The organism is Bifidobacterium sp. ESL0798, from assembly GCF_029395415.1.
Classification (GTDB): Bacteria; Actinomycetota; Actinomycetes; order Actinomycetales; family Bifidobacteriaceae; genus Bifidobacterium.
Map to the genome: position 1 here is coordinate 1,272,485 of NZ_CP113914.1, position 25,245 is coordinate 1,297,729.

Here is a 25,245-nt window from a genome sequence, read left to right on the forward strand (position 1 = left end):
AACACAAGCTTATGATCCTGCAATTTCAAACGTTGCCAGTTGTTTTCTCGTTGTTTGCATCTTCTTCAGATTCAGAAGCGGCATCACCGGAGGTATCGCCAACAGATTCGCCGGATTCTTCATTATCCGATTCGCTGGAATCGTCGGAATCGTCATCTTGCGAATCGTCCTCATCATCGTCATCGCTTAAATCGATGGTGGATTCCACAGCCACATCGGCGGTGATCGCACTGCCTACGGTGCCCTTCCCGATGGCTTCATCCTCATCGTCATCGCTGTCGTCATCATCATCCAACGAGCCGGGAACAGCTTGCTCAGCGATATCGTTCTCGGTCGCGTTCTGATCATCGGTTTCATCTGATTCGTCAGATTCGTCGTCGACAACGTCATTATCCTCATCAATCGATTCGATGAGTTCGACCTGACCGCGTTCCTCACGTGGTGCCTGGGCGATGATATCGATATGCAGGTCGTCAAAGGCAGGCTTGGACTGCACCCACAGATGCGATGGTTCCGGCTGGGCGATTTCGGAATGCTCGCCGCAACCGTGGTCGAGGGATACCACCCGTCCGTCATCGGGACTCCAACGATTGGCACACACCCCGAACATCGTATTCAAATCACCGTTGAGACCGATGAAGAAGGCGCACGTCGAGCACAGATTGCCCTCGGCTGTCTTGGTGGAAAGCGATTTGGGCCCGTGCTGGCCCTCATACCAGCGCTTGGCGGTCTGCGAACGACCCAGCTCGCTCATCACATGCCTACGAGAAAGCCCGAATGCTTCGACAGTGTCCTCAAGTTCGGTGCTGAGTCCCGTTTCAGGATCGATTTCGGAAGCATCCTGGCCGCTCCGGCCTTCGACGTTTTCGGATTCGTCATTATTGCCGGTATCTTCGTCACTGCCGTCCTTGTTGTCTGCCGCAGATGAAGGCTCATCACCGCTGACGGAAACATTGGCTTCGACAGCGGTCTCTGTGATTTTCTTACCGTTATCGGAGACGTTGACTTCTCGGGTTTCAACAGCCTCGGTCCTGCGGAACCCGTCTTCCATACGCGGGTCGTCCGGGGCGGTTCCCAATGAATCCGTGACCGAAAGATCGGCGGCCTCGAGCCTGTCCTTCCAAGGAACCCAGGCCGGCGCAAGCAGAGAATCACCAGTGGGAACCAACGTTGATTCGTTGACGCTCCAAGAATCGAGCTCGACATCATGATAGAGCGTCACCGCCCATTGCCAGCCCTCATAGCCCTTGCGCAGACACACAAAACGAAAATCAGTGACATGGTCGCCCAAATCGATGCTCTGGGCAAACTCCCCTACCTCGTCGGGTTCATCGGCAACTGCAAGCACCACCGATTTAGCCAAAGAACGCGGGTCGAGCTTGGCCTCTTCATCAACTCGCTCGCCCGTATCCGCCGTCGTTTCCGCCATACTGTCTTCCGTCATTTCGCTTTCCGTTTTCTTCTCAATCCTCGACATCGAAATCATCGGCGACGGCGCGCAGCAACGTAGCCAATTTACGGCTTTCACCGGGATTCGGGTAACGATGGCGCCGCAGTGAATTGCCGGCCTGGTCGAGCAGTTTGATCAGGTCCTCGACGATGGCGGCCATATCATCAGGCTTCGGCCTGGTGGCACGCACCACGGAGGGCGTAGGCCCCAAAACGTGAAGATCCATGGCTTGAGGACCTTTACGACCGTCGACCAGCGAAAACTCGACCTTGGCCCCCTTGCGCAGCGTCGAAGCGCCCGCAGGCAGTGCCGCCGCCGGCAAGAACACATCGTTGCCGTTCTCGGCAGTGATAAAGCCGTAACCTCTCTTAGCATCAAACCAACGTACTTTCCCGCTGGGCATAACACACCTCGTTCATCCTCTAAATTCTTGACGGAAGAGCGTTTCCACGTTCCGTTTCTTGGGTCTACCACCAGTCTAGCGTAACGGCTACGCAAACCGCGGAACTATCGGCTTGCCTCGTTTTGCTGTGATTTGTTTTGATTCGATTTGTTCTTATCGCGACGTGACCATCTGCTTGAATGGTTTCCCTGCTTGTTCTGCTTGACCTGACGACCTTGCTTCGTCTGCTTGCCGGATTTGTCGCCTTTGCCGTCCTGAGAATTTGCAGAGGCAGCGGATACATGCGGTTCGATCGGGCCGAGAGGAAGAATGACGGTCAAGGTCAGACCACCGCCATTGGCCGTGGTGGTCGCATCGATGAACCCGTGATGGGCCCGCACCACCGATTGGGCGATGGACATGCCAAGCCCTGTACCACCCTTTTGACGTGCGCGCGAGGGGTCGGCGGTATAGAACCGTTCGAAAATCTGGGATTGGCGGTCCGCGGGAACGCCTGGACCATGGTCCATGAAGCTGAACACCGCATAGTTCATGCCCATCTGCATGGATTGCCCGACTTCCACGGCCTCGAGGAAGTATCGCAACGACTGGGGGTTCGGAGGCATGCGTTGCAACGATTCCGGGCTGATGGACGCGGGAAGGATGGCCAGCCCGACCTCGACCGGCGAATCCGATGGCGTGTATCGGTGGATGTTGCCGACGATGTTGGTGATGACCTGGCGCAACCTCGAGGCGTCTCCGGTCAGCCTTACTACAGGGAATTCGCCTTCACGGAACACCAGATGCGAAGGTTTGTTGCCGTCCTTGGCATTGAGTTCAAGGCTTCCTCTTCTGATCAGCCGATTGTTGTCCAGCGCATGCAGATCGTCGACTGCGTCCTTCAACTGCTGGCTCAGGTCGACCTGCTGGGTCATGTCGATGCCACGACCCTCGTCGAGACGGGCCAGCGAAAGAAGATCCTCGACGAGCACGGTCATCCGCTGGCTTGAAGCCTCGATATGGTCTATGGACTCGTCTGCGCGTTCGAGGGCGCCTGGCAGATCACGCTGCATGTGATAGAGCTCGGAATAGCCATGGATGGTTGCCAGGGGGGTGCGCAGCTCATGGCTTGCGTCTGAGACGAACTGCTTCATCTTGTCCGTGGTTTCCTGTTGTTCGCGGAAGCTTGATTCGATGCGTGCCAGCATGGCGTTGAGCGACGCTGCGAGGGAACCGACCTCAGTGTTTTCCGGCGCTGGCGGAACACGTTGCGTCAGGTCGCCCGCGGCGATTTTGGCAGCGGTCTTCTCGATGCGTTTCAGCGGAAGCAGCGTACGCTGAATAATCAATGTGGCCACTACGGCGCCAAGCAGAACGATGATGATACTGACAAAAATCGAATACTGGGTCAACGTGCTGATGATATCGATCTGGTCAGCCATCGATATGCCGATATATACCGTCATCTTCACCGTGCTGGTGCCGTCCGGGCCACGTTCCCGGCCTTCCAGGGCGAGCACGCGCCATGGGGCCTGAGCCACCTGCATGGTGCGTTTGTCTGTTTTGACCGACGAATCCAATTCACGGACCTTGGCGGCGGCGGTGAAAGGTTTATCGTACTGGACGTCGCCCATGGAACCGTTGGCGGGCAATTCCGGTTCTGAAACGATACTATTACGTAATACAGGAACCAAAGGCGTTCTGATGATGATGTTGCTTTTACTGTCGCGCCATTGCATGAAATATTCGTTGGGTCCGACATTCTCATTCTCGTCTTTGCGACTGAGCAAATCGACATTGCTGTAGACCAACTGGGCCTGATCACGCAGCTGGGTATCGGTCTTCTGCACCAGATAACTGCTGACCAACTGACGGATGGTCAGCGAAATGCCGAACGTGCCGACCATCAGCAAAACGAGCGTACAGGCGACCAGCTTGGTGGAAAGCGGTACCGAATCCAGGCGGGAAAGTAAGCGTTTGCGCATCCGTGTCAAAGCCGGAAACCTGCTCGGCTTGCTGCCTTTGGCCGGTTTGGCGGCTTTGCCGGGATTGCTCTGGGCGTCGTCCGGCTGTGCGGCACCGTCCTTGGTCACGGAATCCTTCCCCGCAAAGTCATCCGCCTCAGTTCCCGTCCCCTCCTCCGGCTTGCCGAATGCCTGCGACCCGGCCGATGCCTGTGCATTCATCATCAGCCTTGCTGGTCCTTCGGTTCACGGATCATATAGCCGATGCCACGCTTGGTCTCGATGAGCGGAACCACTTTGTGCTTGGTGCCGTCCGGATCGGTGACGGCAACGCCGTCGACTTTCTTGCGCAGATAGGAAATATAGGATTCGACGATCGCCGCGTCCCCGCCCCAATCATATTGCCATACATGATCGAGAATCTGCGCCTTGGAAAGCACCCGGCCGGCGTTGTCCATCAGATAGCGAAGCAGCTTGTATTCGGTGGGACTCAGATCGATGGCCTGTCCGGCCCGCGTTACGTCATGGGAGTCCTCGTTGATTTCCAAATCGCCGACACGCAGGATGGGATCGTCCTCCGTCTGTTCGTGGGTGCGGCGCAGAATGGCACGGATACGCGCGACCACTTCCTCCAGACTGAACGGCTTGGTGACGTAGTCGTCTCCGCCGACCGTAAGGCCCATGACCTTGTCTTGGGTATCGTCGCGCGCCGTAAGGAAAAGAACCGGCGCGTCGATGCCCTCTTGCCGGATGCGGCGTGTCACCGTGAAGCCGTCGATGTCAGGCAGCATCACGTCGAGGACGATCAGATCGGGCTGTACCTTCTCGATCACTTCGATGGCTTCGGTCCCTGACGCGGCCGTCGTCACCTCGAATCCGGAAAAATGCAGGGATGCAACCAGCAAATCCCGAATTGATGGTTCGTCATCCACCACCACGATAGACGCTTCTATTTGTTTGCTCATAACCATAAGGATTACTCTCTTGTCTGCATATTTCCTGAATGCTTCCTGCACAAAGCGCCTTATTCATCACTCAGCTCAATATCTCAGCAAACATCATCTCGGAAATCAAAAGACAGTGGCATCACACGACAGAAAATCGTTTATCGCCTCTTGCTGTGCCGTGGTCCTTTGGCCTTGGGTTTCTCATCCTCGACATCCGTTTCCCCCGTTGCGCCGTTTTCATCGACCACTTTGGCCTCGCCTTCGACGGATTTCGCGACCTTCTTTTTCGTTTCCTTACGTCGACGCAGCACAACGACCACGCCTATGACAATGGCCGCCAGCACCACCACGACTGAAACCGCGATGATGATCTTCGGCTTTCTCGAGATTTCCTGCTGGTGCAGCACCTTGATTTCGTCCATCATGGCGCATGCGGAGCCGGACCAATCGGGAACGTCACCTTTTTGTATGGGTTCCAGCGCGGCCTGGGAAAGCCGGGAGACATGGCCCTTGTCTTTGAGCCAGTCATCGGAATTGTGCGAGACGGCGACCACCAGTCTGCCGTCGTTGGATGCAACGGCGAGAAGAACGGTATTGGCCGGGGGGTTGGTCGATTGCAGGCTTGCCCCCGCCCATTTATCAGGGTCTTTGGTTCCGGTGAAATTGGCCAGATACAAAAGCCTCACGTTCACGCCGGTTTCCTGTTTGGTGGACGCGATTTCATCGTTGACTTTGGAGACATTGCCGCCCAGAAGGTTTTGCGGATCGGTCACATCAGCGCTGATCTCCCCCATTGAGGGGCTTGCCGCCTGGGCCGGTTGCGCGAACCCAAGAAACAGTGAGACGCCCAGTAGGGAGACGATGACAACAACAATCGATTTCCAAAGGCGCCAGACGTCGCCGCACAATGGAGATTCGGGCTTGTTAGCGTCTAAAGAGCAGCTCATCGAGCGCTCGGCGGCATCGGAAAGAAGCAAAATACTGGCTGGCATATCAACCACTGTAGCGAATAGGTTCACCAACCGGCCCGAGCCCGCCACGGATCCAAAGGCGCGCAGGCAGCACCGCTCAACGCGAAAGCGCCGGTACCTTGAAAAAGATACCGGCGCTTTCGAAACCCCAGCGATTCTCTATAACTTTATGCTTCGAGAATCAGCCTCGGATCAGTAGCCCATGTCGGCGCCCTGACCTGCGGCAGGAGCCGACTTCGGTTCCGGCTTGTTGGCCACCACGGCTTCAGTGGTCAGGAACAGGCCGGCGATGGAAGCGGCGTTCTGAAGGGCGGAACGGGTGACCTTCAGCGGGTCGGCCACGCCGGCCTCGAGAAGATCCTCATACGTGTTGGTCGCGGCGTTGAAGCCCTGGCCTTCGGGCAGTTCACGCACCTTGTTCAAGACGACATCACCGGAGACACCGGAGTTCTCGGCGATCTGCTTGATCGGGGCTTCGATGGCGCGGAAGACGATGGCGGCACCGGTGGCCTCTTCGTCGGTCAAAGCCTTGACATCAGCGGAGTCCTCGGCCTTCTTGGCAGCCTGGACGAGCGCGACGCCACCGCCGGGCAGCAGACCCTCTTCAATGGCGGCCTTGGCGTTGCGAACGGCATCCTCGATGCGGTGCTTGCGTTCCTTGGCCTCGACCTCGGTGGCAGCGCCGACCTTGATGACGGCCACGCCACCGGCGAGCTTCGCCAGACGCTCCTGCAGCTTCTCACGATCGTAATCGGAATCGGTGTTGTCGATCTCGGCACGAATCTGAGAGACGCGAGCCTCGACGTCGTCCTTGGAACCGGCACCGGAAACGATGGTGGTCTCGTCCTTGGAAACGATGACCTTCTTGGCCTGGCCCAACACGGACATGTCGATGGAGTTGAGCTTGAGACCCAAATCGTCGGAGACAACCTGGGCACCGGTCAGAATGGCGATATCCTGCAGCATGGCCTTGCGACGGTCGCCAAAGCCAGGAGCCTTGACAGCGCAGGAATTGAAGGTGCCGCGGATCTTGTTGAGGATCAGGGTCGGCAGCGCCTCGCCGTCGACATCCTCGGCGATGATCAGCAGCGGCTTGCCGCTCTTCATCACGAGCTCGGCGATATGGACGACATCCTCCTGGCTGGAGAGCTTGCCGCTGGTCAAGAGGATGTACGGATCGTCGAGCACAGCGGTCTGCTCGTCATTATTGGTGACGAAGTACGGGGAGATATAGCCCTTATCGAAACGCATGCCCTCGGTGAAGTCGAGATCAAGGCCGAAGCGGTTGTTGTCTTCGACGGTGACAACACCATCCTGGCCGACCTTGTCGAGCGCCTCGGCGATCTTCTCGCCGATTTCGGGGTCTCCGGCAGAAATCGTAGCGGTAGCGGCAATCTGATCCTTAGTCTCCACGTCCTTGGCCACGGAAACGAGTTCCTTCACCACGGCGTCCGAAGCCTTTTCGATACCACGGCGCAGAGCCACCGGGTTCGATCCGGCGACCACGTTCTTCAGACCCTCGTGCACGAGAGACTGCGCAAGCACGGTCGCGGTAGTGGTGCCGTCGCCTGCGACGTCATCGGTCTTCTTGGCGACTTCCTTGACCAGCTCGGCACCGATACGTGCGTAAGGATCCTCAAGGTCGATTTCCTTGGCGATCGAAACGCCATCGTTGGTGATGGTCGGAGCACCATAGCTCTTGTCAAGCACCACGTTACGGCCCTTCGGTCCCAGGGTGACCTTGACGGTATTCGCGAGTTCATCGAGACCCGCAAGCATTCCTTGACGAGCTTCCTCGTCGTATGCAATCATCTTTGCCATTGTTTCCTCCACAAGTGGCTACACATCTTATATTGACTCACCCGAAATCCCTAAAGCCAGATAACCAACCGTCAGCTGCCGATTATCACTCTCGAGCCCCGAGTGCTAATTTCAAGATTAGCACTCCCACCCGTCGAGTGCCAAAATTGATGGAATTGCGCTGTTGGCATGAAAAAAGTAGGATCCGATTCTTTCGAACCGAATCCTACGTAAAAAATATCTGCTGGTTAGCGATCAAATCTTGGTGACAGTCGTCGCCTGCAGACCCTTCGGGCCCTGCTCAAATTCATATTCCACTTTATCGCCGTCATCGAGCTTCTTGAAGCCCTCGCTTTGAATAGCGGAATAGTGAACGAATACATCCTCGCTCCCATCATCGGGGCTGATGAATCCGTAACCCTTGCCAGCATTGAAGAACTTCACGGTACCTTGTGCCATAATAACCATTCTCTCATCCGAGTGTCACGCGAAAACAATATGAGGTACCCGGCTGATTCCGGATACTACATCACGTAACAGTCCTTACTATAGACAGAACCCCAGTCAAAAGTACGGAACACGCCGTAAAAAGAGGCAATCAACACAGAAAAGTCAGATAACAAGCTGAAATGCAGCCTCTCCTTAAGTGAAAGGCTGCAAGAGCAAGATCAATTAAGGAGCATCACGACAATGGCCTGTGCAATGCCGCTTTGCTGTTCGACAGCCTGAATGCCCAACGTATTCGCAACGTCCTGTGCCGTCGCCTTGTCGTTGTCGTTCTGATACCAGACAACCGTGGACGAGGGAAGATTGCCGGTGGCGTTGCCCGCAGTCACGCTTGAGTAGCCGGCCTGAACGAGCACCGCCTTCTTCTTCGCCGCATAGCCGTTGGTATGGGTGGCGTTGATGACCTGGACCGCGGTCTGCTTGTTCACCTGCTGAGTGGGCTGAGGGGCCGCTTGCTGCTGGTTAGTGGAAGCGTCGGCGTCGGACTTGGTATCGGACTTCGTGTCCGTGTCGTCCTTGGCGGCCTTCTTCTTTTCGGTCTTCTTCGTAGCTTTAGGGGTGGTCACAGTCTGCGATTGGCTCTGGCTATGACCGGTAAAGGCCTTTTGCAGCTCACCGGAATAGAAGCCCCAGACCAATAGTCCGGCCAGAACAGCCACTACAACCACGATGAAATAAGGGATCGCGCGAGAAAGCAATGAAGTATTGCCGCGATGAACACCTATGGGCCCCTTCGGGGGGTTGTCGAACGCGTCCTTCTGATAAGACTCATAGTTACTGCGGTCACCACGCGCCATAAGTTCTCCTCCAATGTGTTCCACTACGCATAATCGTTTTCAACTATAGCGTCCTCCACCGTCAAATCTTATTTTTTGTGATGAAACCTCAAGAAAAATAAACATACTGCCCCGCACCTAGAGTAAGTGTCATGAGCGAAACCCATATCAAACCACTTTCACAGCTCGTCGAGGCCGGCTGGGCTCAAGCCTTGGCGGACGTGGAACCCGATATTCATCGTATGGGAGATTTTCTGCGTGCCGAGCACAGGGCCGGACGCCGTTACCTGCCTGCGAGCCGCAACATCCTACGTGCCTTCACCATACCGTTCGACTCCATCAAGGTCCTGATCGTCGGGCAAGACCCCTACCCCACCCCAGGCCATCCGGTCGGATTGAGCTTCTGCGTGGCTCCCGATGTACGCCCCGTGCCCAAAAGCCTGCAAAACATCTACAAGGAGATGCACGATGACCTCGGCCTGCCTATTGCGCAGAACGGGGATCTCACGCCGTGGTGCAGCCAAGGGGTGATGCTGCTGAACCGATGCCTGACCGTAGGCGTAGGCCGTCCGAACAGCCACAAGGGGAAGGGGTGGGAGACCATCACGGACGCCGCCATCACCGCATTGAACGCCCGCAAGGACGGGCAAGGCAATCCGAAACCACTGGTCGCCGTTCTCTGGGGCCGCAACGCGCAAAGCCTTGAGCCGCTGCTGACCAATGCCTTCATCATCAAATCCCCGCATCCAAGCCCGCTCTCGGCTTCACGGGGCTTCTTCGGTTCACGTCCGTTTTCACGTACCAACGAGGCGTTGCGACAGATGGGGGCCACACCAATCGACTGGGACCTTACCTCCCACTCGGCTTTACCCTCGGCTACAATGCCTCACACAGAGCAATAAACATCCGAATTGAGAATTGAAGCGTTATGGCAATTTTTTCCCCACATCCGCATTCATCGCAATCTACCGAACAACAGCTGCCGGCCACATCGATTCCGGCACCAGCCGCTTCCGGCACGACAGCAAGCGAAGGCACCCGCGCCAAACAGCTGGCCGATCGCATTCGCATGCGTTTCGCGCAAACGCTGATCGGGCAGGTCAATCTTCGTGAAGCCCTGATCACGACAATGATCGCCGGCGGCCATATCCTCATCGAATCCGTTCCCGGCTTGGCCAAAACCACCGCTGCCCAGACCTTGGCGACATCGGTTTCCGGTTCTTTCCGTCGTGTGCAGTGCACCCCCGACCTGATGCCATCGGATCTTGTGGGCACACAGATCTTCGACTTCTCCAGACAGCGGTTCTCCACGCAAATCGGTCCGATACACGCCAATTTCGTATTGCTTGACGAGATCAACCGTTCCAACGCCAAAACACAGTCGGCCATGCTCGAAGCGATGGCCGAAGGCGCCACAACCATCGGCGGCAAGCGCATCGCGCTGCCCAAGCCGTTCATGGTGATCGCCACGGAGAACCCGATCGAGGAAGAAGGCACCTTCACCCTTCCTGAGGCGCAAATGGACCGATTCATGATGAAAGCCGTCATGACCTATCCAAGCGCCGCGGACGAAACACGCATGCTCTCGATGCTTACCAGCCGCGGAACGGATGTGGTGGATCCCACAGCCCCGGCACAGAACGCCCTGAGCATCGCCGACGTCGATTTTCTCCGTTCCGCCGCCCGTCGTGTCCACGTTTCAGAGGCGATCATGAATTATGCAGTCGATCTGGTGGCCACTTCTCGCGGTGCCGGCAGCCATCCGATAAAGAACCTTGCAACCAAAGTACGCCTGGGAGCGAGCCCTCGAGCCTCAATTTCGCTGGTTCGCGTCGGGCAGGCACAGGCTTTGCTGAACGGGCGCGACTACGTGATTCCCGAAGACGTCAAGAAATTCGTCCACGAAATCATGCGGCACCGAATCCTTCTGACTTTTGAGGCCCAGGCCGAAGGCACAAGCCCCGACCAGATCATCGATTCCATCGTCGAAACGGTGCCCGTTCCATGAGCCACGACCTACGTCACATCTCACCTGCGTCAAGAAAGGTACGCCGGCAGATCGAAACGCTGTCCTCGACGCTTACCCTGCCTACGGTACGTCTTGCCTTGGGAATGCTCGAAGGCGAACACTCCTCATCACGGCTTGGCGGGAACAATGATCCGATGTCGACCAGGGACTACACCCTCGAAGACGAGGCGAGGCTCATCGATTGGAAGGCCAGCGCCAAACAAGGCCATCCCATGGTCATCGACCGCGAGCGCCTGGTGACCTCGCGCGTGCATCTGCTTCTTGACAACGGTCTGGAGATGCAGGGTCGCACGGCCTCGGGAGAGACCGCGACGGAAGTGGCGGGCAACGCCATGTGCATGTTCGCCGCCCTGAGCGCCCGGCGCCACGACCGGATCTCACTGGTGTTCGCGGACAGCTTGAACATCATACGCAAACCATTTAAGGGAGGACTGGCCCAATTCGAACAGGCCATCGATAAAGCGATGGGTGGCGGGCAGACTCGTTCCCCACGCAATTTCGAAGCCCTGCTTTCCTACGCCCGTACCTTGAACGACAAAGGTTCGCTGGTGGTCATCGCCACCGATGACCACGCGCTCAGCGGCGATCACTTGCATTCCCTACGACTCATCGCCGCGATGCATCCGCTCATGCTCATTGACGTGACGACGCTCAATCCCTTCAGAAAAGTCCCGTTCGGCCAAGTCACGGACGGCCTGTCAGGACGACGCATTCCCGCATTCATGATAGGCGGGCAACCGGCGGATTCCGTGGACACACATCGACGGTATCTGACCGCCCAGTTGCGCGAGCAGCTCAAAGCCAGCAACGCCACACTGATACGCGCCACATCGAGCGAGGACATGTTTTCCCAATTCATTCATCTGGTGAGCGTGACATTGAAACAGACTTCGTATGCCTCATTCGACGCATCCTCCATCGTTGCGGGAGAAACGGCATGATTTCGATGATGCAACCGCTGATCCTTCCTCATGGCGCACTGGCAGCGGCAAACCCACCAATAGCGCGTTTCAACGGGTTTCAAAACCTGCAGATGAATACCGTCGACATGGCTGAATACAAGCCCGAAGGTCTGATTACGATGCCGACCGGACTCATCGTCGCCTTCATATGTTTTCTTGCGGCGGCGGTCATCCTTGTCATAGCGATATTAGTGCTTTCGAAGCCCAGGAAAGAGGCTCCGGCCAAAGTCCATGGCGCCCATAGCATCCAAAACGACAAAATGGCATGGCGCCAACGAATCAACGATATCGTAGAAGGACATGCAAAGGGTGATTTGTCACGGGACGAAGCACTGCGGGACCTGGCTCAAGTGGCACGCGACTTTGCCGGTGTCAAAACCAATAAAGACATGAGCTCCTACACACTTGCAGACATCAATCATCTTCCCTTCCCCGAGTCGGCCGATCCGGGGATGAAACTGCTGCGCCAAACCATCAGCGCGCTTTATCCTCCGGAATTCGCAGATATCGAGCATCATGAGCAGGCGCGTGACATCAGCGTGGAACAGGCTGCCGAATGGGTTTCCAATCTAATCGAGAGGTGGCGGAAATGAACCTCGAATGGCATTGGCCGTGGGCCGGCGCAATCGGGCTCGTAGCCGCAATCGTCCTCATCGCCGCATGGCAGCTGGTGTGCATGCGCCGGCCGAGCAAGTCACCCCAAATCCCGGTTTTCGACCTTGACGATGACCTCAATACCGAACATGTGGATGAACTGTTCCGGCAGTGGCGGGTGCTGAGCCGTGTGGCGGTGGTCGTTTTGGCGATGGCCCTTCTGGTCTCCTCGGCCACGATTTCCAGGCCTTCCACGGTCGATGAGGCCGACGAAAGAGCGAGCAACCGCGATATCGTTTTGTGCCTTGACGTCTCCCCCTCCATGTTGTCATACGATCATGAAGTCCTCGCATCCTATCAACGACTGGTATCGAATTTCAAGGGCGAACGCATCGGCCTGAGCCTCTTCAATTCGACTTCCCGAACCCTTTTCCCGTTGACCGACGACTATCAGCTGGTTTCAGGGCAACTCAAAAACGCGAGCGACATCCTGGCAAGCATCTCCTCCCAGGACAAAATCGACAAAACCGATCCCCGTACCCTGCAGAAGTTCTCCGACCTTATCGAAGGCACCCAGAACCGCAAGGACAAGACCAGCCTGATAGGCGATGGCCTCGTCAGCTGCGCGGCCATGCTGCCCGGTTTCACTTTCGGATCGGACAATCGGTCCAAAGACGAGACGGGCAAGGCTTCAATCGTGCTCGCCACCGATAATTTTTCCGGCAAATCGAACTATACGTTGGGTTCGGCCCTGGACCTGACGCACAAGGCAGGAATCGTTGTCGACGGCCTGTATGCCGGGCCGGCGAGCAGCGAAAACGACAGGACGACCACGGAAATGCAACGCGACATCACCTCGCACGGCGGTTCGTATTTCTCCGTGCATTCCGGCAAGTCGATAGAAAACCTCGTCCAGACTATCGAAAAACGAAAGAACCGAGACGAACGAAGAATCCGCAAGGCGGCCCTCGTCGATGCCCCGGGTTGGTGGACACTGGCATTGGCGCTGCTGGCGGCGGTATGGATAAGCCTGGCTTGGAGACTCAAACGATGAACCTCGAACACCTGATGACCTTGCGTTTCAATCCCTCACTCGGATGGCCTGCCGGCATCGCCATCGCTCTTGTCATGCTCGGTTTTTCCATTGCCGTAGTCATCGTTCATCGACGTCGAAAAGACCAAAGCGACGAAACGCTGTGGTCATGCGTGCGCCGCTGTGCCATCTGCATCATCATCGCGCTCCTGGCATTGACCCCCTCGACCGTCGCCAGCACGACAAGCAGGGCGGTGAACACCACCGACGTGGTCATCGCAACCGATGTGACCGGTTCGATGGCCGTCAAGGATGCCCAATACGGTTCGGCCACAACGTTGACGCGGCTGGACGTCGCCAAGAAAGCCATCGACGATTTGACCGGCATCTACGACAATTCGAGCTTTGCGGCCTTGCACTTTGGGGCCAGCGCCACCTTGGACGTACCGCTCACCCCGGATGTCGGTGCCATTCGCAATTGGGCCTCTGGGCTTCGCACGGAACCGACCGCGGTGTCTGCCGGGTCGAATCTGGACGCCCCCATCGACCCGTTGCTCGTGACGCTTAAACAAATTCACACGGCCCACCCGCACGACAAAATCGTGCTGTACTATATATCCGACGGCGAGCAGACTTCCACAAAACCGCGCCGCACCTTCTCTTCGCTTCGTCAGTATCTTGACGACGCTTTCACCCTTGCCGTCGGCAGCGAGCAAGGCGGCCAGATTCCGGAAATCAAAGCAGGACCGACCGACTCCGAAAACGATCAAAGCGATACCGGCGAGGAAGGCTGGGTGAACGATCCCGCCACAGGCCAGCCCGGAATATCGAAAATGGATAAGAAAAACCTGACCGAAATCGCCGACGAAATGGGCGGAAAATGCATTGTGCTCGACGGCACGCACAAGCTGGACAAATCCTCCGTAGCCTCGATTTCCAAACACTTCAGGACCGTGGACACTCCGAAACGCCGTGAACGAGTCATGCCTCTTGTCTGGCCTTTCTCGATAACCTTGGCCGCATTGCTGACCATGGAAATGGCCAGTTGGCTGGCGACTTCAAGGAGGCTGCTGTGAAAAAAACAAGAACAAGACCAGCGCAGCTCCCCTTCCCCCGGCCACACAATCCAAAACCGACAAGCCCGAAATCCAAGGCAAAACAAGTCCTTCGGCAAATTCAAAAACAAACGGCAAGAAACAGCCGGCAATGGCATCATTGCCTGCCCGAATCACCATGGGGATAGCCGCGGCGATTTTCCTCGTCGTCGCAGGGGTGCTTTTGGCGAACATGACAGCCATAGACACCTACAATCAGGCCACGGCATCGCTGAACGCCAGCCTGGAATACTCCAAGAAGCCGAATGCCGATCCGCAACGGCTCAAGGCGCAACTCGACCAGGCCAACGCCCAATTCGACAACGCCCGCCATCTGGGCATCCTGCTCACCCCCAAAACAAAGGGTCTCATCAACGCCAACAGCGACATCTCCGGCAAACTCACGACTTCGACCAAGCGAAAAATAGCCAATATCAGCGGCAGGGGGAACGGGACCAACGGCAAAGACAATGCTAAAGGCTCACGCTCTCCCGATTCCGGCAAAGGCGACAACCAGGGGCTGAGCGACGAGCAGCGAAGGCAGGTCGAGGAAACGCTGAAGGCCAATCAGCCCAATGGCCCGGTCAACGCAAACAGAAAACCCCGACAACAAGCGACGAAGGCGCCGACGTCAAACCCTGGTGAGGATAGTCGGTTCAGACAACGGGTTGCGCTAAGGTAAGGGCTTATGCAGCTGACTCAAATTTCACCGGCAATCGCGTTAACCTCACTGGACGGACGTTACCACAAGCAGACCGCCCCACTCGTCGAATATCTGAGTGAACCCGCATTGAACCGCGAACGAATCACCGTCGAGATCGAATGGATGATTCTTCTGGCCAACGGTTTCGACGGCAACGGCAATACGCCGGTTCTTGACGGGCTCAAGCCCCTGACACCGGCCGAGATCACCTATCTGCGCGATATCCCTGAGAATTTCGGCGCCGAAGGCATCGCACGCCACGCGGCTTATGAGGCCAAGACGCATCACGACGTCAAGGCCGTCGAATACTACATCGATGACGAGCTTGAGCGCGCGTCAAGCGTTCTCGGAGCCGAGACGCAACTGCCGAACCTCAAGACGCTGGTGCATTTCGCATGCACTTCCGAAGACATCAACAACCTGGCCAACGCCCGCTGCATCAAGAAGGCCGTTACACTAGTCTGGCAGCCCTTGGCCGGGAATTGACGGATTTCCTGGCCTCGAAGGCCGAAGAGTTCAAGGATTTGCCGATGCTGGCACTGACCCACGGCCAGCCTGCAACCCCCACGACGCTGGGCAAGGAGCTGGCAGTATTCGTCCATCGCTTGAACCGCCAGTTGAAGCACATCGAGAACCAGGAATACCTGGGCAAACTCAACGGCGCTACCGGTACGTTCGGCGCGCATACTATCGCCTGCCCGCAGGCCGATTGGTTGGCCATCTCGCGTGAATTCGTCACCAATCGCATGTCGCTGACATGGAATCCGCTGACCACTCAGATTGAAAGCCACGACTGGCAGGCAGAACTCTATGGCACCATCAGCCACGCCAACCGAATCCTCCACAATCTCGCGGTGGACATCTGGATGTACATCTCCCGTGGCGTCTTCGCCCAGGTGCCCGTCAAAGGCGCGACCGGATCGTCGACCATGCCCCACAAGGTCAACCCGATTCGTTTCGAGAACGCCGAAGCGAACCTCGAGCTCTCCTGCTCGTTCCTTGACACCCTTTCCAGCACTCTGGTCGAAAGCCGCTGGCAGCGCGATCTGACCGATTCCACCACGCAGCGCAACATCGGCGCGGCGCTCGGCTATTCCCTGCTGGCGCTCGACAACCTGCTCGGCGGGCTCAAATCCATCCATCCCAATTTCGAGGTCATCGCCCGCGAACTCGATGACAACTGGGAGGTGCTCGGCGAACCGATCCAGACAGCCATGCGCGCCCAGGAATTCTCCGGGCGCAAAGGCATGGAACGCCCGTACGAAAAGGTCAAAGAGCTCATGCGCGGCAAAAGCATATCCAAGGCCGACATCGAATCGTTCATCGATTCGATGGATTTCGACGAGGCGACCGCCGCACGTCTCAAAGCCCTCACCCCGCAGACCTATACCGGTTTGGCGGCGCAACTGGTAGGTTTTGACGGGCAATGAGCGACAAAACACCCTCTTCATCGGTTTCGGAGAGGTCTTTCCCAACGGAGTCGGATTGCGCGTCAGGCAAGGCGCGCAATCCCATACAGCCGTCCGATGCAGCTCCGCCAGAGCAGTCAGCGCCGCACGACGAGGTCGACATCGATGACGTCGCTCCTCGTCGTGCCCACAACGCCAATGATCTGATCCATGCCGTGGCGGCTCTGATCTTGGCGGTCGTCGTCATCGTCGTCGCCACTTACCTGCACGGCATCACCACCGGTGTCGAGCACGACGCCAGAACCGCCGGACAGGCTTTTACCTGGCTGATGGATCTGCCGGTTTCCGTGCTTCAGCAGTTCCTCAGTTTCGTCATCATCATCAGCGTGCTGGTCCACCTGCTCATCAACAGAGAATGGTTCCAGGCCGCGGTTTCGGTCGTGGCACTGTTTTGCGGGTATGCGCTTATTCTCGGCCTTTCCTTCCTGCTGGCCCATATAGGCGTGCCCACGTTGATGGATGCCGTGCGATCCAGTGAAGGCGCGGGGCCGGCGATGCTTCCCGACTTCTATGCGGGTATCGGCGCGTTTTTGAGCGTCGCAGGGCCGAAACGTTCCCGCTCCTCGGTCAAATGGGGCTGGAACACGCTGTTTGTCGCGGCTGCGATTTTCGTCATCGTCTCATGGCATTCGGTCGCCGGAACCATCGTATCCTTCGCGGTGGGTCGCGTCATCGGTCTGGTGCTGCGCTTTGCGATGGGAACCCGGACCCAAGGGCTATGGGGCTCCGGCATCGTTCAGGCGGCAGGCAACATCGGTCTCAACCTTACCGAACTGCATCGGCGCGAGGAAGCCGACGAAATCGGGACCCGCAAAACAAGACTTGACGACGATCTTATCGAAAACTCCCGTATCTACGACGCCAAAGACGTACACGGCAAGCGCTATATCATCTCCGTGCTGGACTCTTTGCCGCACGCGGCGGGTTACCTGAACCAACTGTGGCAGGGATTTCGGTTCACCGGTGTCGCCATACGGCGGGACCGTTCGGCCAGTGACGCCGTCCACCACCATTTTTCGATGCTTCTGGGACTTCGATCCGCCGGCCTGACCGCACCCAGCCCTTACGGAGTGATGGACAGCGAGGAATCCTCGGTACTGGTGCTGGACGTCGCCGACACCCCAAGTCCCACCGACATCGGCAGCCTCACCAAGGAAGCCATGGTCGATTACATGGCTTATCTTGACCGGGCGAACAGCCGGGGCTACACCCACAGGTGCATCATCCCCGATACCCTCGCCCAGATTCACGGCGAACATGTCATCGTAGGCTGGCAGAACGGCGACTACGCGAGCGGCAGCACCAACATCGCCATGGACAAGGTGCAGCTGCTGGTCTTGCTCGCCACGCTCAGCAATCCGACGATCGCCATTGAGGCAGCGCTGCAGGTCTGGAACCGTCAGACGCTGGTGTCCCTGGCCCCCTTCGTGCAGAAGGTCGCCATCCCCTCGGCCACGCGCAATCTCCCTGGCTGGAACAAACAGCTGCTCGGCGAAGTGCGCAACGGGCTGAATACGCTCGACCCCCACGATGAGCCCGATTCGGCGGAACCGGTGACCCTGGCCCGTTTCAACGTCAAATCGTTCGTTTCGATCACGCTGCTTATCATCGCCGTCGCCGTCATCTTCACGCAGTTGAGGCCCAACGAAGTCATCGATGCCGTGCGCCACGCCAATCTCGGCTGGGCATTGGCCTGTCTGCTGCTCTCCATGCTTGCCTGGGCCGGGTCGGCCATCACCCTCGGATCGTTCATGGAGCGCGGGAAACGACACTGGTTCGACCTCTTCTGTTCACAGGCCGCTTCCGGCTTCACCGCGGTCTCCATGCCGGCCGGCGTAGGCCCTGCGTTCGTCAACCTCCAGTTCCTGCGCAAGAACGGATACAAGAACACCGCCGCCACCGCCATCATGTCGGTGACCTGGGCGGTGCAAGGCCTGACGACCATCGTATTGCTGTTGATCATGGGGCTGTTCACCGGACGAAACATGTTCTCCGGCATGGTGCCGACGAACACATTGGTGGTAGTCATCGGTGCCATCGTGCTGCTGTTGTGCCTATGCATGGCCATCACGCCGATCAGGCGCATGATCGTCGACAAATATCTGCCGCTGCTGCGTTCCTATGCCCATCAATTGGTAGAAGTTCTGACACAGCCACGCAAACTTGCCATTGGCGTCTGCGGCGCACTGATCCTGAATATCGCCACCGGCCTTGGCTTCTGGGCGGCCCTGATGGCTTTCGGCAACTCCTCGAACGCGTTGGAGACCATCTTCGTCTTCCTTCTGGCCAACACGCTCGGCAGCGCGGCCCCCACACCCGGCGGTTTGGGGGCGGTCGAGGCCGCACTGACCTTCGCGTTCACCTCCATCGGCGTGCCTCCGGCCGTCGCGTTGAGCGCCACGTTGCTCTATCGAGTCGGTTTCTACTGGCTGCGCATCCCGATCGGTGCGATGGCCATGAAACGGCTTGATCACCACAATCTTCTCTAAACCGATCGTAATAATCGCATTGATGCCGTCAATGGAGTGCCCTTGGCCGGAATTCCGCTTGGAATCCGGCCTCAGCCCTTCCAATCAGCTATTTTTCTTCCAATGCGATGAAAAACACCGTTGTCAGGTCGAAATCTTTACAAATGAAAGAAAAAAGTACCGCAATCGGCGGTATTTGGCGAGAGTTTGGGCTAGAATATATTACTGAAACGTGGCTTTCAACAATCTAGAAAGCCCCTAATCAAGAAGGATTCTTCATGGCATACAACAAGTCTGATCTCGTTTCGAAGATTGCACAGAAGTCCAACCTGACCAAGGCACAGGCCGAAGCGGCCGTCAACGCCTTCCAGGATGTGTTCGTCGAGGCAATGCAGTCCGGCGAAGGCCTGAAGCTCACCGGTCTTTTCTCTGCCGAGCGCGTTCGTCGTGCTGCCCGCACTGGCCGCAACCCCCGCACCGGCGAAACAATCAAGATTCCTGCATCCTACGGCGTTCGTATCTCCGCCGGCAGCCTCCTCAAGAAGGCCGTCTCCGACAAGAAGTGAACTAAAGATTAAGTTTATCTGATCTGCGAACCTCCGATTGATATTCGACCGGAGGTTTTTTCATGGGTGTTCAAAGGTTATAAAGCCTACAGGATAGTATAGAGGCAGCAAGAAGGAAACAGGCAGGTAGATATGACGACTAATCCAAGAGCGTTGGCGCTGAAAGTGGCTCAGGTGGCTCAGGACGCAGGCAAACACGCGCTTCAGGATCAAATCAGTCCACGGGATTTTGCCGAACTCGAAATCCCTTCAACCAGCAGAAGGCTGGGAAGCACCATCGACAAAAAGCTCATCGCCTTTATCGAGAATCGTCTCAACTACATTGAGCCGTTCGACGGCATGTGGCGCGACAGGCCGGAAAACGCAAACCCCGGAGACCGTTTCTGGTGCGTCGGGCCGATCGACGGTGCCATCAATTTCCGGCGAAATATGAGCGAATGGACCATCACCGTTTCCCTGTTTGAATTCAACGAGGAACACTCGGCACAGCCGATACTGGGTGTCGTGCACGCTCCGGCGCTTGGCCTTACCTACCTTGCCGCAACCGGACAGGGCGCCATTCGTATTCGTCGTACACCTATCGGAGAGAAAAGAGGCAAGGTGATTCCCTCGACCATCAGCAGCCTCACCGGTTCCGTGGTGAGTTTCGGCATGTCCCACGTTCCTGCGGAATCCGAACGCGCCTTCCACGTCCTGAGCGACATAGCCGGCAAACCTGCCGATGTCAAGCGTATCGGGCCGGTGTCGCTCGATTTGTGCAAGGTCGCGGACGGCACCTATGACGCCTATTTCGAACCTCATCTGCACCGCTGGGACATTCCCGCGGTCTCGGCGGGAACCGTCGTGGTCCGTCAGGCTCAAGGCAAGGTGAGCTGTTGGAACGGCAACCCGATTCACTGGCGTAGCGAAAACGACATCGTGGCCACCAACGGCCCGATTGCCGACGATCTCAAGCCCTATCTTGTCAATCTGGCGTATCCGTTCCAATAAGCAACCGTTTCGGTGATGGTTTACGGTTCCCACCTATTGAAATGTCCTGCAACGCCTTGATGTCCTCGTATCCGGGAATGCAAGACACGGCGGCTGCAGCTCATTGATATCAGCAAACCCGGGTTGATATCAGCCAACGAACAAGATGAGATGACTGATATCGCTTGCGCTAGAGTAAACAGAGAAATATATATTGATGGCGATGTTGAGCGACAGGTTTGCCTTCGTTGCCTGAGGTAAGGAGTGACATGGCACAGCAGTTCGCCAGACAACAGCATCAACGTGTTGAACCCCAATCACAGATCCGGGAAAGCACACAGAAAACCGCACAGCCCCAAGAGCAGGAAGATGCCCTGGACGCAGTGCTTGACGACATCTCCTCAACCTTGGAAACCGATGCCGAAACATACGTTTCGAGTTTCGTGCAGAAAGGCGGCGAATGATGCCGCAGCTGCGTGACAGCAGCAATCAGGGGCCCGGCAACATCACACCGCGCTCCCCTGACTATGATTCGTTCCACCGCATTTTCGGCATTGAGACCGAATACGGCGTCTCGGTGACGGGTGCCGACAAGCCTTGCGACCCTGGCCAAGTTGCGATGATGATGTTTAGGCCGATTCTTTCGCGCACCCGCTCGACCAACACCTATCTGGCAAACGGCTCACGGCTTTATCTTGATGTCGGTTCGCATCCGGAGTATGCCACCGCCGAAGCACGCGACCCATCAGTAGCACTGAAGCAGGATCTGGCGGGCGAATCGATCATGCGCCGGCTCGCTCTTGATGCACAGCTTCGGCTACGCAAAACGCACGGCGAGCATGCCACCATTCATCTGTTCAAAGACAATGTCGACTCGGCCGGCCATGCGTTCGGATGCCATGAGAACTATCTGGTACGGCGTTACGTCTCTTTGCCCATCATCAAGGCGCAGTTGTTGCCGTTTTTGGTGACCCGGCAGCTGTTCACCGGCGCCGGACGCGTCACGGAAAACGGATTTGAAATCACACAACGAGCCGCTTTTCTGGACGAGGGCGTGTCCTCCTCCACCACCCGCTTCCGGCCGATGGTCAACACCCGCGACGAACCGCACGCCGACCCGGACGAATTCCGCAGGCTTCACGTCATCATCGGAGATTCCAACCGCTCTCAATGGGCGACCAAGATGAAACTGGCCACCACTCATCTGGTGCTTTGTGTAATGGAGGATGCCGCGAAACGAGGCGTTGCCTCCGGCTTCGAATGTTGCGCTCTCGTCGATCCAAGCCAATCCAACAAGGCGATGAGCGCCGACCTGAGCTGTAGTGAACCGGTGATGTATATTGAGGATATCGACGCATTCCGTTCCATGCAGCAAGAACTCGGATTGCATCCTTCGATTTCCGCTGATGGGAACCATTCCGATGCTGTGACAGCCTTGGAAATCCAGTACTTGTATCTCACTATCGTTTCACGATTTATCGAATCCCATCATGCCCAGATCGAGCAATCCTTGCCGGACACTGACCTTGCCGATATCCTACATGAATGGAAGGCAGCACTCGATGCGTTGGCCTCCAAAGATTTCTTGTCCCTTTCCAACCGTGTCGACTGGGTCGCAAAATACCAGCTGCTTGCCAAAATGAAGGAACGCAATCCCGAACTTTCGCCGATACAGGCTCGCCAAATCGACATGAATTACCACGACATCGTCAACGGGTCCATCTATCCGTCGCTGGTTGGTCATGGACTCATCGAGACACTCGTATCCGACGTCGCCATCGATCATGCGCTCGGAAACCCGCCTGAAGACACGCGGGCTGCACTGCGTGGAGGGTTCGTTCATCAAGCCTTGAAGGCAGGAGCGAAATTCACCTGTGATTGGACACATCTGAAGACGAGCTCTCCGGCCCGTCACGAAGTCGAACTCATCGACCCATTCTCCTGTGTCCCCGACAGAGAATACCGTCTGTTGGTCGAAGGCATGTAGTCTTTGCCATAGATTGACCTGTTTTGCACACCGAACCGGCAAACGAAGACGCGCCCATTCGGTTCAAAATATCATCGATAGCGAAAAATTATCCATCTTGAATAAACTGATTTCCGTATGGGCCGAAAACCCGCGATTCTCAACGAGTTCAACGATTTCAAAAATTCATATAATCTTCGAATTTTATCGTTTTACCTTTTATCGCGGCATACACATCAATAGTTTTTGAAGTTATGCTAAAAAATGTTGATGTTTATCATCATGTGATTACAGTCGCAAGGAGTACCAATGCCGTCATCTTGAAATTGAAGCGAGCAGCAACCGATGACATGCTCGAGCAATAAAGCAAGGATGCCCGTCATATCGCGCATCCACTCAATCCACATGACCAGTGATAAAAGATGCTGTCTCCTGTGATCCGCTCAAGAATCATACAGGAGACAGCTGAGGTATCGAATTTTGGTGAACTCGCTACCGTTCTTTATCTTACTCCAAGGGTGTAACACATTTTGCATCGGCCCCGATGGTAATGGCCTGCACGCCAAATATCAAACGAACCGTTTCCAGACAAACATACAGGAGTGAACGCCCGTAATTGAACGCAACCCGTTCATCGGTCAATGCCAATCGTGGTTTCAAATCCCAGGATCAGGCTCCACATAGCCATCTCCCGTTTGTTTCAGGCTCGGTCGACCGAACAACGATAATGGTTCGTCAAAATCATCTATCTCATCCCAGAAAAGAGAAGAGAACCTTACAATGAAGCATCTATCAGTCAAGAAACTCATGGTTTCAGCCCTCGCTTTGCTGACCGGAACAGCCGTGCTCGCAAGCACCGCGACAAGCGCGTCGGCCATAGAGGACCAACCGAACGTCGATTTCGACATTACCGGCGCACAGGAGGTAATCAGCAACCATATTTTCGTCGCAGTCAAACTCGGCGATTACAACCTTCAGGACCCCGCACACAACACCATGGAGGTCACTTCAGTGAACAACACCGCAATCAGGAACGCGGCCTCCACCGCACTGACCGCGGTCGATGCAAATGCCCAGTTCACCGACCCCATCAGCTGGGTCGCGGAAAACTGGGGATTCAACCATGACACTTCCGGACAGTCTCCCTATACCGGCCACGTCCGCGATTTCGTTCAGAAACTCTCAACCCAGACCGATATCACCAGCGCAATCTCAACCTCGACGATTAAGGCGACAGGAGGTGCAGCCGATGCAAACGGGCATGCGACTGCACATTTCAACATCCCCAACGGCATCTATCTGATCGAAGACACCACTCCGCAACTCGATCCGAACACGGGCACCGAGCAAACCATTCCCATGCTGGTAAGCACCAAAGCCGGCAAGGTAGTCAACGGCGCAAGCGTGAACCTACCGGGAATGTCTTCATCGGCCGAAGTGAAATCCACCTATCTGCAGAAACCGGTGAAAAAGTCGACAAACCCACACACAAGATCGGGGATCCTATCAAATTCACCATCGATTCAACCGTTCCCCTGTACACCTATTACGACCCGGACACCTACATCCTGCGTGTCAACGATCAGCTCTCCGCAGGATTGACCTATGATTCGTCGATTTTCAACGAAACCGTGAAAATCGGCAGTACGACACTCACCTCCGGGCAATATGGTCTTTCGGTGTTCAACCAGCAGTCGCAACCGGTGTCCACCGTGCCATCCAGCCATACCACCGTGAAGGGGGCTTCAATGGTCTTCGATCTGTCGGATTACATAAAAGGCAAAATCAACATTCACGATTTCAGCCTTGCCGGGCAACAGATTGAAATCACCTACACGGTATTGCTCAACGAGGATGCCATCACGATCGATCATGGAGATTCCAAGAACACCGCAACGGTGACTTACAAGGACAACCCGTCCACCGACTGCCACGGGACAACGACTCCGCCAGTCGAGAAGCACGTATACACCTTCAACTTCGCCATCAAGAAGATTTCGAAGTCGCAAGGCACGGTGTTGCCCGGTACCGAGTTCCAGATCTTCCAAGGTTCCTCCACCACCCCGATGTCCATGTACAGCGACGGCAACGGCGGCTATCGTCCGCCTCAAACCGGCGAGGCAAGCGTGAATAAACTGGTGGTCCCCGCAAACGGCATCATCAAAATCTCAGGCGTCGATGCAGGTACCTACACACTGAAGGAGATCAAGGCTGTCACAGGCTACATCATTCCCTCCGATTTCAAATTCAGTGTAACCATCACTCCCACGTTCAACAGCGACCAGACACTGAACACGGTCAATTATTCGGCACCAACCGGAGACGTTTACGGCCTCGTCTCCAAAGACGGCACCGATCCGCAGCTTTACATCGTCAAGAACATCAAGACCGTCATCGATTTGCCCAGAACAGGCCAGGCGGGCATCATGATGCAGATCATCCTTGGCTTGCTGCTGGTTGGCGCCGGTGCCGGAATCTATGTCGTCGTACGCAAAAGCCAACGTTCACATGTCGGCAAGAACACGGTCCCGCTGATCGCAGAATCAAGAGAATGATATGAAAACGGATGAGACCATTCCACAGCCTTCGGTTTGC

22 protein-coding genes and 1 pseudogene are annotated in these 25,245 nt (G+C 56.4%); 15 read left to right on the forward strand and 8 right to left on the reverse strand.

Features of this window, described 5'->3' with window-relative positions:
• Nucleotides 1–25: 25 nt before the first annotated feature.
• From OZX74_RS05410 to OZX74_RS05445, 8 genes are all read right to left on the reverse strand, one after another.
• Nucleotides 26–1,429, reverse strand: coding sequence for a DUF3027 domain-containing protein (locus tag OZX74_RS05410; RefSeq protein WP_277155966.1), 1,404 nt, complete (start codon nt 1,427–1,429; stop codon nt 26–28).
• Between the two features lie 34 nt (nt 1,430–1,463).
• The gene (locus OZX74_RS05415) at nt 1,464–1,853 is read right to left on the reverse strand and encodes a cold shock domain-containing protein (protein WP_277155967.1); all 390 of its coding nucleotides are present in this window, start codon (nt 1,851–1,853) and stop codon (nt 1,464–1,466) included.
• A 104-nt stretch (nt 1,854–1,957) separates the two neighbouring features.
• Complete coding sequence (locus tag OZX74_RS05420; RefSeq protein WP_277157428.1) at nt 1,958–3,817, reverse strand: HAMP domain-containing sensor histidine kinase; 1,860 nt, start codon at nt 3,815–3,817, stop codon at nt 1,958–1,960.
• A gap of 203 nt (nt 3,818–4,020) precedes the next feature.
• Complete coding sequence (locus OZX74_RS05425; RefSeq protein ID WP_277155968.1) at nt 4,021–4,761, reverse strand: response regulator transcription factor; 741 nt, start codon at nt 4,759–4,761, stop codon at nt 4,021–4,023.
• Between the two features lie 140 nt (nt 4,762–4,901).
• Complete coding sequence (locus OZX74_RS05430; RefSeq protein ID WP_277155969.1) at nt 4,902–5,735, reverse strand: hypothetical protein; 834 nt, start codon at nt 5,733–5,735, stop codon at nt 4,902–4,904.
• A gap of 171 nt (nt 5,736–5,906) precedes the next feature.
• The gene (gene groL / locus OZX74_RS05435) at nt 5,907–7,535 is read right to left on the reverse strand and encodes a chaperonin GroEL (RefSeq protein ID WP_277155970.1); all 1,629 of its coding nucleotides are present in this window, start codon (nt 7,533–7,535) and stop codon (nt 5,907–5,909) included.
• 234 nt (nt 7,536–7,769) lie between these two features.
• On the reverse strand, nt 7,770–7,973 hold the full coding sequence (locus tag OZX74_RS05440) for a cold-shock protein (protein ID WP_277146987.1): 204 nt from the start codon (nt 7,971–7,973) through the stop codon (nt 7,770–7,772).
• A gap of 209 nt (nt 7,974–8,182) precedes the next feature.
• Nucleotides 8,183–8,818: a LytR C-terminal domain-containing protein gene (locus OZX74_RS05445; RefSeq protein ID WP_277155971.1), complete on the reverse strand. Its 636-nt coding sequence runs from the start codon at nt 8,816–8,818 to the stop codon at nt 8,183–8,185.
• Nucleotides 8,819–8,949: 131 nt separating this feature from the next.
• Between OZX74_RS05445 and OZX74_RS05450 the strand changes: the two genes are divergently transcribed.
• The 15 genes and pseudogenes from OZX74_RS05450 (at nt 8,950) to OZX74_RS05520 (ending at nt 25,205) form a co-directional block, all read left to right on the forward strand.
• Complete coding sequence (locus OZX74_RS05450; RefSeq protein WP_277155972.1) at nt 8,950–9,699, forward strand: uracil-DNA glycosylase; 750 nt, start codon at nt 8,950–8,952, stop codon at nt 9,697–9,699.
• A gap of 26 nt (nt 9,700–9,725) precedes the next feature.
• A complete protein-coding gene (locus tag OZX74_RS05455) occupies nt 9,726–10,805 on the forward strand; it encodes a MoxR family ATPase (RefSeq protein WP_277155973.1) in 1,080 nt (359 codons plus the stop codon).
• Nucleotides 10,802–11,767 (forward strand): DUF58 domain-containing protein, encoded by a 966-nt coding sequence (locus OZX74_RS05460; protein ID WP_277155974.1) that lies wholly within the window; start codon nt 10,802–10,804, stop codon nt 11,765–11,767. Before OZX74_RS05455 ends, OZX74_RS05460 begins: the two co-directional genes overlap by 4 nt.
• Nucleotides 11,764–12,381 carry a hypothetical protein gene (locus OZX74_RS05465; RefSeq protein WP_277155975.1) on the forward strand — a complete coding sequence of 206 codons (618 nt, stop codon included), beginning with the start codon at nt 11,764–11,766 and terminating at the stop codon, nt 12,379–12,381. The genes OZX74_RS05460 and OZX74_RS05465 overlap by 4 nt, the downstream gene beginning before the upstream one ends.
• Complete coding sequence (locus tag OZX74_RS05470) at nt 12,378–13,436, forward strand: VWA domain-containing protein (RefSeq protein ID WP_277155976.1); 1,059 nt, start codon at nt 12,378–12,380, stop codon at nt 13,434–13,436. Before OZX74_RS05465 ends, OZX74_RS05470 begins: the two co-directional genes overlap by 4 nt.
• A complete protein-coding gene (locus OZX74_RS05475) occupies nt 13,433–14,491 on the forward strand; it encodes a vWA domain-containing protein (protein ID WP_277155977.1) in 1,059 nt (352 codons plus the stop codon). The genes OZX74_RS05470 and OZX74_RS05475 overlap by 4 nt, the downstream gene beginning before the upstream one ends.
• Before the next feature lie 130 nt (nt 14,492–14,621).
• Nucleotides 14,622–15,191 (forward strand): DUF6466 family protein, encoded by a 570-nt coding sequence (locus OZX74_RS05480; RefSeq protein WP_277155978.1) that lies wholly within the window; start codon nt 14,622–14,624, stop codon nt 15,189–15,191.
• Nucleotides 15,192–15,197: 6 nt separating this feature from the next.
• Nucleotides 15,198–16,642 (forward strand): annotated as a pseudogene (gene purB, locus OZX74_RS05485) (adenylosuccinate lyase).
• A complete protein-coding gene (locus OZX74_RS05490; RefSeq protein WP_277155979.1) occupies nt 16,639–19,170 on the forward strand; it encodes a lysylphosphatidylglycerol synthase transmembrane domain-containing protein in 2,532 nt (843 codons plus the stop codon). The pseudogene purB and the gene OZX74_RS05490 overlap by 4 nt, the downstream one beginning before the upstream one ends.
• 257 nt (nt 19,171–19,427) lie before the next feature.
• Nucleotides 19,428–19,715: an HU family DNA-binding protein gene (locus OZX74_RS05495; RefSeq protein ID WP_277147010.1), complete on the forward strand. Its 288-nt coding sequence runs from the start codon at nt 19,428–19,430 to the stop codon at nt 19,713–19,715.
• 132 nt (nt 19,716–19,847) lie between these two features.
• Complete coding sequence (locus OZX74_RS05500; RefSeq protein WP_277155980.1) at nt 19,848–20,705, forward strand: inositol monophosphatase family protein; 858 nt, start codon at nt 19,848–19,850, stop codon at nt 20,703–20,705.
• Nucleotides 20,706–20,953: 248 nt separating this feature from the next.
• A complete protein-coding gene (locus OZX74_RS05505; RefSeq protein WP_348519415.1) occupies nt 20,954–21,148 on the forward strand; it encodes a ubiquitin-like protein Pup in 195 nt (64 codons plus the stop codon).
• Nucleotides 21,148–22,671: a proteasome accessory factor PafA2 family protein gene (locus OZX74_RS05510; RefSeq protein ID WP_277157429.1), complete on the forward strand. Its 1,524-nt coding sequence runs from the start codon at nt 21,148–21,150 to the stop codon at nt 22,669–22,671. Before OZX74_RS05505 ends, OZX74_RS05510 begins: the two co-directional genes overlap by 1 nt.
• Nucleotides 22,672–23,430: 759 nt before the next feature.
• On the forward strand, nt 23,431–24,252 hold the full coding sequence (locus tag OZX74_RS05515; protein WP_277155981.1) for a hypothetical protein: 822 nt from the start codon (nt 23,431–23,433) through the stop codon (nt 24,250–24,252).
• Nucleotides 24,186–25,205 (forward strand): SpaA isopeptide-forming pilin-related protein, encoded by a 1,020-nt coding sequence (locus OZX74_RS05520; protein WP_277157430.1) that lies wholly within the window; start codon nt 24,186–24,188, stop codon nt 25,203–25,205. Before OZX74_RS05515 ends, OZX74_RS05520 begins: the two co-directional genes overlap by 67 nt.
• Nucleotides 25,206–25,245 lie beyond the last annotated feature (40 nt).